19 protein-coding genes are annotated in these 15,925 nt (G+C 34.2%); 3 read left to right on the top strand and 16 right to left on the bottom strand.

What is annotated here, in order from left to right; all coding sequences use genetic code 11:
* Positions 1-23 precede the first annotated feature (23 nt).
* Positions 24-533: a TetR/AcrR family transcriptional regulator gene (locus LJE08_RS07060; RefSeq protein ID WP_117924266.1), complete on the top strand. Its 510-nt coding sequence runs from the start codon at positions 24-26 to the stop codon at positions 531-533.
* On the opposite strand, the gene LJE08_RS15065 is transcribed toward LJE08_RS07060, so the two are convergent.
* From LJE08_RS15065 to LJE08_RS07000, 13 genes are all read right to left on the bottom strand, one after another.
* Entirely contained in the window at positions 530-829 is a 300-nt protein-coding gene (locus LJE08_RS15065) for an ABC-2 transporter permease (protein WP_255650322.1), read from the bottom strand. The two genes, LJE08_RS07060 and LJE08_RS15065, sit on opposite strands and share 4 nt — an antisense overlap.
* Positions 814-993 carry an ABC-2 transporter permease gene (locus LJE08_RS15295; RefSeq protein ID WP_370633245.1) on the bottom strand — a complete coding sequence of 60 codons (180 nt, stop codon included), beginning with the start codon at positions 991-993 and terminating at the stop codon, positions 814-816. Before LJE08_RS15295 ends, LJE08_RS15065 begins: the two co-directional genes overlap by 16 nt.
* A gap of 445 nt (positions 994-1,438) precedes the next feature.
* On the bottom strand, positions 1,439-1,705 hold the full coding sequence (locus tag LJE08_RS07050) for a helix-turn-helix domain-containing protein (protein ID WP_186998767.1): 267 nt from the start codon (positions 1,703-1,705) through the stop codon (positions 1,439-1,441).
* 176 nt (positions 1,706-1,881) lie between these two features.
* Complete coding sequence (locus LJE08_RS07045; RefSeq protein WP_186998766.1) at positions 1,882-2,175, bottom strand: hypothetical protein; 294 nt, start codon at positions 2,173-2,175, stop codon at positions 1,882-1,884.
* Positions 2,176-2,220: 45 nt separating this feature from the next.
* The gene (locus tag LJE08_RS07040; RefSeq protein ID WP_117926803.1) at positions 2,221-3,111 is read right to left on the bottom strand and encodes a MerR family transcriptional regulator; all 891 of its coding nucleotides are present in this window, start codon (positions 3,109-3,111) and stop codon (positions 2,221-2,223) included.
* Between the two features lie 568 nt (positions 3,112-3,679).
* Entirely contained in the window at positions 3,680-4,003 is a 324-nt protein-coding gene (locus LJE08_RS07035; protein ID WP_186998765.1) for an LPS biosynthesis protein, read from the bottom strand.
* Between the two features lie 959 nt (positions 4,004-4,962).
* Entirely contained in the window at positions 4,963-5,364 is a 402-nt protein-coding gene (locus LJE08_RS07030) for an arsenate reductase ArsC (RefSeq protein ID WP_186998764.1), read from the bottom strand.
* On the bottom strand, positions 5,361-6,407 hold the full coding sequence (gene arsB / locus LJE08_RS07025; protein WP_255650321.1) for an ACR3 family arsenite efflux transporter: 1,047 nt from the start codon (positions 6,405-6,407) through the stop codon (positions 5,361-5,363). Before arsB ends, LJE08_RS07030 begins: the two co-directional genes overlap by 4 nt.
* Positions 6,407-6,799, bottom strand: coding sequence for a thioredoxin family protein (locus tag LJE08_RS07020; RefSeq protein ID WP_227402788.1), 393 nt, complete (start codon positions 6,797-6,799; stop codon positions 6,407-6,409). Before LJE08_RS07020 ends, arsB begins: the two co-directional genes overlap by 1 nt.
* A gap of 15 nt (positions 6,800-6,814) precedes the next feature.
* Positions 6,815-7,828 carry a permease gene (locus LJE08_RS07015; RefSeq protein WP_227402787.1) on the bottom strand — a complete coding sequence of 338 codons (1,014 nt, stop codon included), beginning with the start codon at positions 7,826-7,828 and terminating at the stop codon, positions 6,815-6,817.
* Positions 7,829-7,918: 90 nt separating this feature from the next.
* A complete protein-coding gene (locus tag LJE08_RS07010) occupies positions 7,919-8,230 on the bottom strand; it encodes a metalloregulator ArsR/SmtB family transcription factor (RefSeq protein WP_186998762.1) in 312 nt (103 codons plus the stop codon).
* Between the two features lie 429 nt (positions 8,231-8,659).
* Positions 8,660-9,373: an amidohydrolase family protein gene (locus LJE08_RS07005; RefSeq protein WP_227402786.1), complete on the bottom strand. Its 714-nt coding sequence runs from the start codon at positions 9,371-9,373 to the stop codon at positions 8,660-8,662.
* Positions 9,370-9,885, bottom strand: coding sequence for an ECF transporter S component (locus LJE08_RS07000; RefSeq protein ID WP_117925662.1), 516 nt, complete (start codon positions 9,883-9,885; stop codon positions 9,370-9,372). The genes LJE08_RS07005 and LJE08_RS07000 overlap by 4 nt, the downstream gene beginning before the upstream one ends.
* Positions 9,886-10,093: 208 nt before the next feature.
* Between LJE08_RS07000 and LJE08_RS15060 the strand changes: the two genes are divergently transcribed.
* Complete coding sequence (locus LJE08_RS15060; protein ID WP_238635982.1) at positions 10,094-10,351, top strand: N-acetylmuramoyl-L-alanine amidase; 258 nt, start codon at positions 10,094-10,096, stop codon at positions 10,349-10,351.
* Positions 10,332-10,532 carry a hypothetical protein gene (locus LJE08_RS15290; RefSeq protein ID WP_353736364.1) on the top strand — a complete coding sequence of 67 codons (201 nt, stop codon included), beginning with the start codon at positions 10,332-10,334 and terminating at the stop codon, positions 10,530-10,532. Before LJE08_RS15060 ends, LJE08_RS15290 begins: the two co-directional genes overlap by 20 nt.
* A gap of 9 nt (positions 10,533-10,541) precedes the next feature.
* Here the strand turns inward: LJE08_RS15290 and LJE08_RS06990 are convergent, their stop codons facing one another.
* Genes LJE08_RS06990 through ptsP form a run of 3 tightly spaced genes read right to left on the bottom strand, consistent with a single transcriptional unit; the run spans position 10,542 to position 15,777 of the window.
* Complete coding sequence (locus LJE08_RS06990; protein ID WP_227402785.1) at positions 10,542-12,305, bottom strand: ABC transporter ATP-binding protein; 1,764 nt, start codon at positions 12,303-12,305, stop codon at positions 10,542-10,544.
* Entirely contained in the window at positions 12,286-14,025 is a 1,740-nt protein-coding gene (locus LJE08_RS06985) for an ABC transporter ATP-binding protein (RefSeq protein ID WP_217256654.1), read from the bottom strand. Before LJE08_RS06985 ends, LJE08_RS06990 begins: the two co-directional genes overlap by 20 nt.
* Before the next feature lie 48 nt (positions 14,026-14,073).
* Complete coding sequence (gene ptsP, locus LJE08_RS06980; RefSeq protein WP_217256653.1) at positions 14,074-15,777, bottom strand: phosphoenolpyruvate--protein phosphotransferase; 1,704 nt, start codon at positions 15,775-15,777, stop codon at positions 14,074-14,076.
* Positions 15,778-15,925 lie beyond the last annotated feature (148 nt).

The raw sequence follows: 15,925 nt of genomic DNA, 5'->3' as shown, positions 1-15,925 counted from the left end.
TACGAAAGCAACAGGTGTTGATTATGAACAGAAAAATACAAATGACAAAAAAATTCATTCGTCTAGCTTTATTTGAATGTCTAAAAGAAAAAGACATCAATAAGATTACCATTTCTAGCTTATGTGAAAAGGCCGATATCAATCGTTCCACCTTTTATAAGTATTATGGAAGTCAATATGATGTCATTAAAGAAATGGAGCAAGAAGTCATTCAATTGATCAATGAACAATTAAATGATCAACCAAAAGAAACTTCTTTTATCCAATTACTCCAATTTTTAAAATTTAATAAAGAAACCATCAAAATCTTTTTTGAATGCAATGTCGACAATGAATTTCCTAAACAAGTTCTAGCACTCGATTCCATCAACAATCAGCTTGAACAAGTCTCTCAAAACAATCCATACATCAAAAACTACATTCTTTTTGGATCTCTAGCCACCATTCAACAATGGATCGATGCAGGATGTATTGAATCTTGTGAAGAAATTGCGAATATCATCAACAGTATTGTAGATAAATTAGTACGTTAATCAAGAATTCGCTTATTGTATACACGAATTGAAATCCTCATAGAAATAAAGTATAGAATAAAACTTGTAATCAATAAACCCACACTAAACATAATAGGATCTAATGTGTTCAATAACGATTCAATCGATTGAAAGAACTTAGGAATAAATTGATTTAAGAAAGCGAATAAGAAAGTACATCCAAACACAACTACAAACAATACAATTCTTCCTTTTTCGTTGCCTTCCTTTAATTGAAAAGGCAAAGATAAAGCTAACAACAACAAAGCTGTTGATAAAATTATAAGTGTTTCCATAAAGCACTTTTACGGAAACAACCTAATATTGTGACAAACACAAAACCAATTCCCGTAATAATCAAAGAAAACAAATATTTTTCTTTCACATAATCCGATTTAGAAATAGGCAAAGTAAACAAAGTCTTTAAGCTGTGATTGGCTTCATCATACGAAAAAACTATCCTAATTCAAATGTCATCGTTAAACTATAACGTGCATATAGAAACTAAGCCGTGCATTTAGCGAGACAGAACACAAATCGTTAAAGTAAGAACGGATAATACTCACTTGAAACGGTGAAACTAAAAACAGGTAACACAGTCTAGAATTAGACTACAAAGACTCCTTCTCGTGTTTGTTTAGAGTATTCTCTGAGTAAACATAAAAAAACAAAGAAACATATAAAGTCTCTTTGTTCTATGCATTCGAGATGTAATCACAGATGTTCTTAGATACAGGTGCTTTCAATGAAGGTCTTCTCTTTTTACAACTTGGACAAACCATCCTCACAGAAACCTCCAAAACACTCCCCATAGTTAAATAGAAGGCATAAAAAAAGTGGGTAAATTGATGAGGTTTACCCGTTACTAGTTTTGTCTATACATCGACAAACTGGGATTTATTAATTTAATACTTATTCCATTTGCATTTTGTCCCATCCTCATTTCTTTGAAGCATTTCAACCTCTCCACCGCCGTGAAGCAAAACTATCAACGGAATATCCAAAACATTTGAAATCACTTCCAATTCTTTTACTGTTGGTTTTTTTTCGCCTTTTTCATAAGATTGCACAGATACAATATCAGTTTTAAGAAGTTGTGCTAACTGTAGTGTAGTTAAACCTTTTCGCTCCCTATTTTCTTTGATACATTGTCCTATTTTTTTTATGTTCATAAAATACCTTCTTTAATCATATATCAACTTCAAATTCTAATTTATCTAGCTAAATAATATCATACACCTTAGTTTTTAAACATTTGCTATATTAACCAATTTAGCTAGAATTACAATTCTCTTATTGTTATCTCTTGTATCACAAGTAACCAATGTCATTAATTGATCATCTTTATTTACTGAAACACCAGTTTTATATAATCCTCTATTAATGAAATCTGATATAAAGGCATTAATCTGATTATCAAGTTATATGCAGTAACTACATAGACAAAAATTGCTACACCTGCAAATATCATAGCATCTTTCTTTGCACCATTATCATAACACTCCCTTGCATTCGTCAAAAAGGTTAATCCCATAAAAACAAACATAATTGGCAGTGTTATATCAGTAGACACTATGTTCATCAGTCCAAGAGAACCGAAAATAATCGTTAAAACACTAAATATTACTTTCTTGGTACGCATAAGTACTTCTCCTTCCAACTTCTGTTTCTTTTTAGATACACTAATTTATTCGAGATTTTTTATAACTAAGTTGTAATTGCTATCATAATGCAGTCCAAGTTCTCTACACATTCTATCGTTTACCTTATCTAAGGCTTTTTTGTATTCTGCGTACTGTGGAGATAGCACCATCAAATTAGGAATGAATATGTCGTTATATCCTTTATCTTGGAACTCTTTCTGCATTTTTCTCTGGGCAATAAATGACGGATGATATTTCATAATGCCAGTTTTCATTTTAGCACCTTTCTTTACCATTTCTTTTAATTTTTCATATTCGCTTTCACTCATATCACGATAATAAGCTATCATCTCATCTGCAGTTCTTGTTTCCGGTGCAATCCCACCTGCTATTTTTACACCTATTCCCATAATAAAAGGAACTTTCAATGTCGTTTCATCACAATACTCTAATATGTTCCGTAAGGCTTGCTTCTGCTCCAGAGTCTTTAATCTCACATTAAGAAATGGTTTGAAGTGACTTTTTAAGTGACTTTTTAAGTAATCTCCCCATTCTTTCCCCGGTAATAAAGACTCAATCGCATTTTCGACAGTTTGGTAATCAAGTATCTCATTTGCCTTGTCTGCATTACCATCATCTATAAATTGCTTCAACGCTTCAAGTTCTGAGTCCTGTAAAATTTTTTCCTGTAATTTTTCCTGATAAATACGTAAAAGAATACTTTTATCATCTTTTTCCAAAAGGGTTTGTATATCTTTAATACCAATCCCAAGCTTTCTATATACCGAAATTTTTTTTAAAGTTTTAACGTCTTGCATGGAGTAGTTTCGATAGCCGTTGCTATCTTTATCTACTGACAACAATCCTTTTTCTTCATAGTATTTAACTGCACGCTTTGTCATTCCGACTTCCTTAATAATTTCATTTAATAACATCGGACACACCTCCTTGTGATGATAGTATAAGGGTGTACGTTACGTACAAGTCAATATATTTTTGAAGTTTTCATTTCAATCATACAAATTCGATTTATTGATTTATTTTAACACAAAATATAAGTGGTTTGTAGAGAGGAAATATATCGTGTTTAATTTTCATACAAAAAATTTGTAACACCATCATATTACCAATAAAAACTTGTAAAACCTATATCGCTTTATAACTGTTTTCATGAAACTAACAGCTTCTTTTAAGAAAAAGATTTGTTCTCACTTCATGAAACTAAGAATTACGTTTGCTTATTCGTGCTCAATAAAGCACAAAAAACAAAGAAACATTAAGTCTCTTTGTCCTTAGGCGTTCGAGATGTAATCACAGATATTCTTAGATGCAGGTGCTTTCGATGAAGGTCTTCTTTTTTTACAACTTGGACAAGCCATCTTCACGGAAACCTCCAAAACACTCCCAATAGTTAAATAGAAGGCATAAAAAAAGCGGGTAAATTGATGAGGTTTACCCGTTACTAGTTTTGTCTATACATCGACAAACTGAAATTTGACTTTCCTATTTTCTTAAAATCTCATGTGGAGCTTCTATTTCATTTGCCAAGGTATGCTCTGTTAATTCTGACATCAATTTCAATTTTTTATTAATCAATGGTCGCATACAATTAGGAACATGTTCCTGATGCGCTCTGTGGATTGCTACACATTCCTTACAGTTTCCGTGATAACGACAGGCTTTCAGGCAAGGACAGTGATCTTTGTCTTTATACTCCTTACGAAATTCTGCTGCAAATTCTTCTTGCAGTCTCAGCCCCTCGACACGGTTTCCCTTATGAAATTCTACCATCGCATTCAGTTCTTTCTGGTTCCCTTCAATCTTCATGTTATTATAGCGCCTCCATTTCAACTATTCCTCATTTTCTGATAAATCCCGATTTATTAATTTATTCTAACACAAAATATAAGTGGTTTGTAGAGAGGAAATATATCGTGTTTAGTTTTCATACAAAAAATTTGTAACACCATCATATTACCAATTTGTAAACGTAATTCTTAGTTTAACCGTTTTAGTGCCAACTCACTGTATGAGTTTTGTAAAAGAAGTTGTTAGTTAAAGGAAAATGTGGTCATTTCACTGAATCACTTTTCTAAAAGAAGCTCTTAGTTTAAGAAAAACGAGCAAACGGACATAAAAAAAGACCAACAATGGAAGTTGTTAGTTTTGGAGAGACAGTGTGCTTAGTTAAAAAATTCTTAGACTAGTTTTAGACTAAGTTACCCAGTCTTAGTTTAACGATTTTGAGCACTTTTATCGGAATAGATTTCTAAATACATTTTATAGTTTCACATAAAGAAACCATTCAATGCGAAAAGGAGATAAAAGCGCACGCCTAAGTTTCATAAAAGAAACGAAAAAAAGGGAAAGCCGTTAAGCTTTACCCGTTACTAGTTTTGTCTATACATCAAATGTCATCGTTAAACTATAACATGCATATAGAAACTAGGCCGTGCATTTAGCGAGACAGAACACAAATCGTTAAAGTAAGAACGGATAATACTCACTTGAAACGGTAAAACTAAAAACGGATAACATAGTCTAGGATTAGACTAAAAAAGCCGTTTCAATTTAGTCATTATCTAATTTTTATACACTTTTCCATCCTCAAGATGGCACGATTAACTTAATTCTGTAACTTCCAAGTTATATTCCTCCATGTCTAATCGTACCTTAACTTTATATATTACAAACCATTTGGTTGATAAATTCAATCCTGGCATATTTCCACCATGTAAATTTTCTAAAAATGACAACCCCCCTGCATTGCTGCAAGGTGCTAATGATTATAAACTATTCTTCAATTTAATAATTCTTTCTTCAATTTCACGAATCACTTTAATAAAATCCACATCATCTTTTCCTGTAGGGTCATCTAGTCCCCAGTTATCATCAAAAGGTCTACCGATAAAAGGACATCCAACATTACATCCCATTGAAATTACGATGTCTACGTCTGGGATATCTGTAATTAACTTGCTGTATTGACCATTTGTTTCCATATCAATTCCATAGAGTTTTTTCATTATACGAACAGCATCCTGATTGATTTGTGGCTTTGTTTCTGTCCCGGCAGAATAGCTTTCAAACACATCCGATGCTAGATGTTTCCCAAGTGCCTCGGCAATCTGACTTCTACAGGAATTGTGAACACAGATAAATGCTACCTTTTTTCTTCCATCTATCATTTCTTAAACCATCCTCTTGTACTATTGGCAACCTTTACAAGCACAAGCATAACAGGAACTTCTGTTAATACACCTACCGTTGTTGCAAGCGCAGCCGGACTCGTTGTACCAAATAATGCAATAGCTACGGCTACAGCTAACTCAAAGAAGTTTGATGCCCCTATCATTCCTGCCGGTGCTGCTATATCATGTGACAATCCAAATATCTTTGATGCTGAATAAGCAATAAAGAAAATAAGAACAGTCTGAACCGTGAGCGGTACTGCTATCAACACTATGTGCAAACGATTTGATAAGATAACCTCTGTTTGTGATGCAAATATTAAAACCAAAGTAAGAAGCAAGCCAACTGTAGTTGCCTTATCAAACTTATGAACAAAAGTGTTTTCAAAATACCCTATTCCTTTATTTTTAACTACAACTATTCTTGTTAATACACCCCCAACAAGTGGAATCACCACAAACAGAATCACACTGATAAACAATGTTCCATAGGGTACTGATACATTTGATACTCCAAGCAAAAATTTTACAATTGGCACAAATGCAATCAGTATGATTAAATCGTTCGTTGCTACCTGTACCACAGTATAAGCAGGATTTCCTTTTGTAAGAGTACTCCATACAAATACCATTGCTGTACATGGTGCTGCTCCAAGAAGCACTGCTCCTGCAAGATACTGAGTAGCAAGTTCTGGTGCAATAAATCCTTTAAATACTGTAAACAAGAACAATGATGCAATTCCATACATGGTAACTGGTTTTATTAGCCAATTTGTAATCCATGTAATGAAAAGCCCTTTGGGATTCTTTCCCACTTGTTTAATACTCTGAAAATCCACTTTAAGCATCATTGGATAAATCATAATCCAGATAAGTATTGCAATCGGAATAGAAATCCCAGATATTTCAAGACTACCGAGTGCATTAGGTATGGCCGGTAAAAGCTTACCAATGATTACTCCGACTACCATACATATAAATACCCAGATTGTAAGATACTTTTGGAAAAAATTAATTCCTTCACTCTTTTTCTTTGCCATTAAAATCCCATCTTTCCAAGCAGCTTAATTACTTCACAGCTCTTTAATACCTTACCCATTGAAGCAACTGTTTCATTCACAACAATGGCAGGCATACTCATAACACCGTAAGCCATAACCTTTTCCATATCTGTGATATATTCTACTTCAATTTCTAACCCTAGTTCTTCAATGGACTTTTTAACATTTTCATACTGATCATGACAGCTTTTACACCCAGCACCAAGCACCTTAATGCTTGTAAGCTTATTATCTCCACCACAACAGTTATTTACCTTTTGATTGCCACAGCAACATGATGATGCTTCATAAGTAGCTACTTCTCCATTGCAAGCACAAGCTGGCTCTATCTTAACTTCTTCTTTTTTCTTTCCTAATCCAAATAATGACATAATCTTTTCCTCCTGTTAAATAAGTAAATATTGAAATGCATTAAATGCATAACCAACAATAATAATTCCTACGGTACAAATTCCAATGAACAGACCTAAGAGTTTTGGTTTGATTGCCTTTTTCAGCATAATCATGGATGGAAGAGACAGTGTGGTTACTCCCATCATAAATGACAACACAACGCCCAATCTTGCACCTTTAGCAAGCAGTGCTTCTGCAATAGGAATACATCCAAAGATATCTGCATACATCGGAACCCCTGCAATTGTAGCAATAATGACACCAAATGGATTACCAGTACCAAGAAATCTCACTATGATATCTTCTGGTATCCAGTTGTGAATAAAGGCTCCTATTCCAACACCAACAAGAATATATGGGAAGACTTTTTTAAATGTTTCAACAACCTGCTCCAACGCATATTTCATTCTGTCTATAACCGTTAGTTCTTCCAATGGAATATCGATTTGCTTTGCATTTCTTATAAATTCTTCTACCTGATTTTCAAGGTGAAGTTTTTCGATAAGTGTTCCGCCTGCAACTGCAATCACAAGACCGAGCAACACATAAACTACTGCCACTTTCGTTCCAAAGATACTCATCAATAGCACCAGCGACCCAATGTCTACCATTGGAGATGAAATAAGGAAACTGGATGTAACTCCTAATGGTAATCCAGCACTTGTAAATCCAATAAAAAGAGGAATGGAAGAACAAGAACAAAAGGGAGTAACTGTTCCTAGTAATGCTGCTAAGATGTTTGCACCAATTCCATGAAATCTTCCAAGTATTCGTTTAGTTCTTTCTGGCGGAAAATAACTCTGAATATAACTAATGATAAAAATCAGCACACAAAGCAAGAAAACAATTTTTATCACATCATAGATAAAAAACTGAACACTGCCTCCAATCTTCCCAGATGTATCAAGACCAATAGAGTATAAGAACTCTCCAATCAATAAACTAAGCCATTTCATTCCTAAAATTTGATCTTGTATGAATATCCAAATCGTAGTCAAAAATTGCATATCTAGCCTCCTGTTAGTTTTATAGTTTTACATATATCAATGTTTTCGTTTAAGAGAAAGGCAATCTTACCTGATTGCCTAATGTATATATTATTCGCACTTATCGCAGTTGCATCCACCATCTGAATCAATGGTTTCAACATAATGAGAAAACATATCCTTAAAACGGTTTTTCCCTTCCTCTGAAATTGAGTAGTGCATCCATCGCCCATCTTTTCTAGAATCGACAAGTCCACAGTCGCAAAGCAATTTCATATGATGAGAAAGAGTTGATTGGGTAATGGATAACTCTTCAAGTATAACACAGGCACATTTTTCTCCATGATGCAAACATTCCAAAATACGAAGTCTGTTTTCATCTGCCAAAGCCTTAATCATACGAACATCTTCTTTATAACTCATAGTATCCATTCCTTCCTGTAAAACTATACTTAGTCTATCCCATACATTCACGATTGTCAATATATCGAACTATAAATTTTCTATGAATGAAAAAACACCCTTCCGTAACTTAGAAAAAGTCACCTGATATGAAATAGTAATTCGATTCTTCTTAGAACTTTTATAAACACAAAAGCTGAACAAATAGGATTTTTCTTCCTACCTGTTCAGCTCTTTGTTTACCTATGGAAGCTCTTAGTTTAAGGGAGACGTGTTAAATCACTGTTTCACTTTTCTAAAAGAAACTCTTAGTTTAAGAAAAACGAGCAAATGGACATAAAAAAGACTAACAACGGAAGTTGTTAGTTTTGGAGAGGCATCACATAAGTTTCATATAAAAAAAGAAAAAAAGCGGGTAAATTGATGAGGTTTACCCGTTACTAGTTTTGTCTATACATCAAAAAATTTCTTTGCGTTATTATAGAAAATATCTTCTAAGCCCTGTTCATCAACACCACACATTAATACTTTTTGCATCTCAACTGTAGGATGATGGAAAGGACCATCCGTTCCAAACAGGATACGATCATGTCCAACCGTATCATACGCTTCTTTAATTTTTGTATGCATAGGCATACCCGACATTTCCAAGTAAATATTTGGATACCGTCGAGCCATTTTTAATGCTGCATCAATATAAACTCCATGACCATGTCCCATATGAATCATTAGTACTTTACAATTTGGATGTCTTTCGGCAAGTAATCCAATTTGCCAAGGAAGTGAATAAGGAGGATGCCCCGAATGTATACAAACAGGAATTCCATATTCTTCGGCTTTATCTAATACAGGATCTACAATTTCACTATCCGCACAATACGCATGGCGTAATGGCTGTAGCTTAATGGCTTTAAAGCCAAGTTTTACATATCGATCAATTAAATCTAAACAATCTGGCTCTAAAGGATTCACATAGACACACCCTTCAATACGACCTGGATATTTCTGCATAGCCTTATATGCTTCTTCATTATCCAAAACACAAATCATTGTCGTTTCAATTTCATATGTATCCATCAATGAAATCAATTCATCGGCATCCATTTTTACATTGGCCCATCCACCGATGTAGCCTAAATGTGCATGTGCATCGATTTTTTTCATGCGACAACTCCTTGTAAAGATAGCACTTTAGATTTTGCCAAAACATTCGCAACGATCGCATAAATAATTAGACCCATAATCGTTTGTGCTAAAAGTCTAGGTACAGACGCAAAGGCGACTGCTGCTGTAAATAAAGGAATCTTAAATAGTGTATATGCGAAACATTGAAACAAACCACCAAGGCTAGCTCCAGCAATCCAATCTAGTTTTTCGTTGCTTCCCTTTTCAAGTACAACACCCATAATATATCCCATAATGAATTTAAAGATAAATGTAGGAAGCACCCAAATCATGGCTCCAGTCAATAAATCACTTAATGCGGCTCCTAAGCCTGCAGCTAAAGCCCCGTCTTTTTTACCTAAAACTAGCACCGCAAGAAATGCCATACAATCTCCCATATGTGTATATCCACCAGTTGCAGGATTTGGAAGTTTAATTGTGAATGTACATACAAAGATCAATGCGATCATTAAAGCTGTTTTTGCGATTCTTTTTGTCGTTTCATTTGTCATAATCATTTCTCCTTTTTAAAACTTGTCCCTATATTATCATTTCGCTGTATTCTTTAAAATGTACAGTTTTAACTTAGTTTTAAGGGACAGTAATTTAAGAAACATTTAAGGATTACATGCTTTCATAAACACATGAAAAAATTATTCATAACACTTCTACTTACATAACGATATTACCGTTTCTGCCAAAAGCACAAAACAAACCATTATGATCGATGCCGTTCATGGAGGATATGATGTAGGAGCTGAAAGCAACTATGGCGATTATGAAAAAGATATCAATTTAGATATCGCATTACTTGTTGGAAAACAACTGAAATCATACGGCTATAAAGTTGTATATACACGTACAAGTGACTCTGTTTCATGGTCAAATGATAATAAAGAAAATTTACAAACGCGTTGTGATTTAGCCAAAGAAAAAGAATGCCGATCTCTTTGTATCCATACATGTAAACGCAAGTGAATATGAAGCCAATGGATATGAAATCTATTGTGATTTCAACAACAAGAATACGGTGAAATTGTCCAACTCCATTCTTAAACAACTCGATAAACTCGATTATTCAATCAATCGAGGACTATTGGACACAAACGAAACACCATTGTATGTCATTGCCAAGGGCATCAAAAAAAGTCTGAACTAAATCAGACTTTTACTTTGCGAACTGAGCATTATACAATCTAGCATAAACTCCCTTCTTATTTAACAATTCTTCATGACTACCATGTTCAACAATATCCCCATGTTCAAGCACAAGAATCTTGTCTGCATTGATAATAGTAGATAAACGGTGTGCAATCACAAAACAAGTACGATTTTCCATAACTCGATCCATTGCACCTTGAAGACGTCTTTCAAGTCTTGTATCTACACTACTCGTAGCTTCATCTAAAATCAAGACTTCCGGATTTTTTAATAGAGCTCGTGCAATCGTTAATAATTGTTTTTCCCCTTGACTCACATTACTTCCCTCTTCATTGATCAAAGTATCATAGCCATCGGTTAAAGTACGTATAAAGTGATGGACATTGGCTTGTTTTGCGGCTTCTACAATTTCATTCTTTAACGCCTTCTCATTTCCATACGCAATATTTTGTTCAATACTTCCCTCAAACAACCACGTATCTTGTAGAACTAACGCAAATAGTTTTCTTAATTCATGATATGACAATTCTCGAATATCAATACCATTAATTTTAATACTTCCACCCTTTACATCATAAAAACGTAGTAATAAGTTTGTCAATGTTGTCTTACCTGCTCCTGTAGGACCTACAATAGCGATGGTTTGACCTTGATGTACATCAATATTAACATCCTTCATTAATAGATTATCATCATATCCAAATTGTACATGATCAAATTCAATAGTGCGAACTTCATCAATTTGACATTTGGATATAACATCCTCTTCAATTGGTTGATTTAAGAAAGTGAATAAACGAGACATGGCACTAAAGGCAGATTGTACTGCACTTGATAATTGAGATATTTGAGAAATTGGATCGTTGATTTGCCAAATATAACGAATAAATGCTTGTAGTTGCCCTAATGCGATAGTTCCATTTAATACTTGAAGACAACCAACAAGGCTTGCACAACCAATACTTAAATAGGTAATCAAAGAACATAATGGATTGATCAAACTTGATACAAACTGCGCCTTAAAGCTAGATACACGCATTCTTTCATTATCTTTTTGAAATCTTTCTAAAGCATGTTCTTGTTGATTATAAGAAAGAATCTCACTATATCCATCATACAATTCATTGATGGTACCATTCAAATCGGCTAATGTATTTTGTTGATCATCAAATAGAGGCTGTGATTTCTTAACGACAAATTTTGATAAGAGCGCAATAACAGGTAATGCCACTAAAATGATACACGTCATTAGTACATTGATTCTTAACATCATGAATAGCACAAAAGTGAATGTACATATAGCTGAAATTACTCGTGATAAAGTTTGTTGCAACGCATTCGATAATGTATCCACATCATTTGTGATTCGTGATAATAACTCTCCCGTTTTTTCTTGATCAAAATAAGATACAGGTAAATGATGAATTTTATTCTCAATCGCATTGCGCACATCAAACATCGTCTTCTGAATCGCATCGGTCATAAAAACAGCCATTAAAAATTGAGATATTGTCTTCACAATATAGATGGAAAATAAGATACATAAGATATGTACAACTTTATCTACCTGAATTGGTTGATGCGCTGAAATATCTGCAGCTAATTGCGTAGTGATCATACCTTCAACAGTCGGATTTAAGGCAAAAGTCACTTGGGCTGTAATAATCATTAAAATTCCAAATAACAATTTAAAGCGATATGGCTTTATAAACACAAACAGATGAGATAGACATTCAGTAAACTTCATTTTCTTAGTTTCTTTCATAATCATCCAACTCCTTTTGTGTTAATTGTGAATGAGCAATCTCTTGATACACACTACAATCCTTTAACAATTGTGCATGTGTTCCCATTCCAATAATCTGACCTTCATCCAAAACAATGATCATATCCGAATCCATAATGGTAGAAATTCTTTGGGCAACCACAAAGAAAATCGCATTCTTTACTTCAGGTTTCAATGCCTTTCTTAATGTTGCATCCGTTTTAAAATCTAAAGCACTAAAACTATCATCATAAATATAAAGGGATGGCTTTTTTAAGATAACACGAGCAATCGATAACCTTTGTTTCTGACCACCCGAAATATTCGTTCCATCCTCTGCAATTTCATCTTCATACCCATGCTCTCTTGTCGAAATAAAATCGCTAGCTTGCGCAACCGTTGCTGCATGAACCATCTCTTCAACACTAGCCTCAGGCTTACCAAAACAAATATTCGATTGAATACTTCCTTTAAACATATGTGCCTTTTGTGCAACGTATCCAATTTGGGCACGTAAACTCTCTAAATTATATTTACGAATATCAACACCATTGATTTCAATCGATCCACGACTTACATCATAAAATCGATTCATTAATTTTACTAATGTACTCTTACCAGATCCTGTACTCCCAATCACGGCGATCTTTTGACCTTTTTGACATACAAAATCAATATTTTTTAAAACGGCCTCTTCTCCATTTGGATACGAGAACGTAACATCTTTAAAACTCAATGTTTGAATAGATTCCAATTGAATAGAATTTTCATCATTGACAATACTTGGTTTTGTATCTAAAACCTCCAGAATACGCTTAGCCGATACATTCGCTCTAGGATACATCATAAACACCATACAGAAAATCAATACAGACATCATAACATGGAATAAGTATTCTACAAAGGCCACTACATTTCCTAAAGTGATGGCATTTGTATTTAATAAAGTACAACTTAAATAATATACAATGACTGTAGCGATATTCATCAAAAAGAAAAAAGATGGTTCTGTACAAGACATCAATTTAAATAATTTTGCACTTTGATCTCGATAGAAATCATTTTCATTAGAGAAACGTTTCTTTTCATACTCTTGTTTATTAAAAGAACGAATAACGCGAATTCCAGTAATATTTTCACGCAAAATTTGATTAATGTGGTCAATCGACTTTTGTTGATTCTCACTCAATGGTTCACTTACTTTGGCAACAATGATCACGCCCAAAATAACAACAGGAATCGTAGCTAAGACTACATAAGATAGTTCTAAAGAGATTTTTAAAATTAACATAACCGAAACACACATCATAACCGGTGTTAATAATGCAGATTTTAAAATCACATTTAAAAATAACATAATTTGATAGGCATCATTATTTGTACGTGTAATCATACTGGATACACCAAATTTTTCCATTTCAGCAGCCGAGAATGCTTGTGCATGTTCAAAAACGTCATTACGAATATCACGCGTAATATTTGTCGATATTTTTGAGCAGCAATAGCCAAGTAGCACAACCCCACTTACACCAATCACACTAATGAATGCCATCAATACAAAACGACTATATAAATAAGTTGTATCTTGTGTTTCAATACCATGATCAATCATATCTGAAATGATAGTTGGAATTCCAAGTTCAACAAGGGCAAAGCCAAATACGCTTATAAAATCCAACAAGAACCATTTTTTATATTTCATTAAATATTTCCATATAAGCTTCATAAATTCCCCCTACAAAATAAAAGGGGGTCAATAGAACCCCCGAATTAATTATTCACCTAATTTAGTTTTAACTGTTTCTAAAACTTCATCAGCAGTGTCTTTATTTAAGCATTCTTGAGCTAATCCTTGCATTTCTTCATAGCTTAAAGATTTAACAACCTTACGAGCCTTTAAAATTTGAGTAGCACTCATTGAGAATTCGTCAAGACCTAAACCTAAAAGAATTGGAACTGCATGTGGTTCACCAGCCATAGCTCCACACATTCCAACCCATTTACCATGTTCGTGAGCACCTTTGATTGTGTTAGCAACTAAACGTAATACACTTGGGTTGTATGGTTGATACAAGTATGAAACGTGTTCAGACATACGGTCAGCAGCCATAGAGTATTGGATCAAGTCATTTGTACCAATTGAGAAGAAGTCTGCATATTTAGCAAATTGATCAGCAAGAACTGCAGCAGCAGGAATTTCAACCATCATACCTACTTCAATGCTGTCACTAACTGCAACACCTTCAGCGACTAATTCAGCCTTAACTTCTTCAAAGATTGCTTTCGCATCACGGAACTCTTTAACTGTAGCAATCATTGGGAACATGATGCAAAGTCTTCCGTATACAGATGCACGGCATAATGCACGTAATTGAGTTTTGAAGATATCTGTTTCTTTTAAGCAAAGACGGATTGCACGATATCCTAAGAATGGGTTCATTTCTTGTGGGAACTCATAGTAAGATAAGTGTTTATCTCCACCAATGTCTAATGTACGTACAACAACTTTTTTACCTTGCATACCTTCTAATACTTGTTTGTATGCTTCAAATTGTTCGTCTTCTGTTGGGAAGTGATCTGAATCCATGTACAAGAATTCTGTACGGAACAATCCGACACCTTCACCACCATTAGTCAATACACCTTCAACATCTTTGAATCCACCGATGTTACCAGCAAGTTCAACTTCGTGTCCATCTTTAGTTACTGATTTTTCGTTTTTCAATACTTTTAATTCTTCTTTTTCTTTTAAGAATGCTTCAGCCTTAGCTTCATATTTAGTAATTGTTGCTTCATCAGGATTGATTTCAACAACACCATCTAATGCATCTAATGCCAAAGTATCACCAGTCTTACATGCATCACATACACCAGGGCATCCTACAACTGCAGGGATTTCCAATGAGTTAGCCATGATAGCTGAGTGAGATGTTTTACCACCGATTTCAGTAGCGAAACCCTTAACAAATTCATTTAACTGAGCTGTATCGCTTGGAGTCAAGTCGTGAGCAACGATGATTGAATCTTCTGCAATGCTTGTTAAATCAGGAATTGTTAATCCTAATAAGTTACATTTTAAACGGAAAGTAACGTCTTTGATGTCAGCTGCTCTTTCACGGAAATAATCATTATCCATGCTTTCGAACATTTCAACCATTTGATTAGCTACTTGTTCAGTCGCATATTCAGCATTAACGCCATCATTTTCGATCATGGCTTTAATTTGACCAGCTAATTCAGGGTCACCAGCCATCATTAAGTGAGCATCAAATACAGCTAATTCTTCGTCACTTAAACGTTTAGCTGCTCTTTCTTTTACTCCTTCGATATCTTTTTTAGTTTTTTCTAGAGCATCTTCGAATTTTTTAACTTCTTCTTCAGCTACTCCTGCTTTTTTTTCAATAACAACTTTTGGTGTTTCCAATTTGTAAACTTTAGCTACAGATACACCAGCACTTGCTGCTATCCCTTTTAACATGATAAATTCCTCCTAAAACAAGCGAAAAACGCTTTCATCTACAGATAAAATTTTAACACTTTTTTTTCAAAGATACAAGAAAGTAGGCGGCAGAGTTTAAATTCTGCCGCCCCTTATCAAACCATACGTGCCCTATTAAGGCATACGG

This window comes from Holdemanella sp. DFI.5.55 (assembly GCF_020593575.1).
Lineage (GTDB): Bacteria > Bacillota_I > Bacilli_A > Erysipelotrichales > Erysipelotrichaceae > Holdemanella > Holdemanella hominis.
This window is presented reverse-complemented; position numbering and strand designations above follow the sequence as displayed.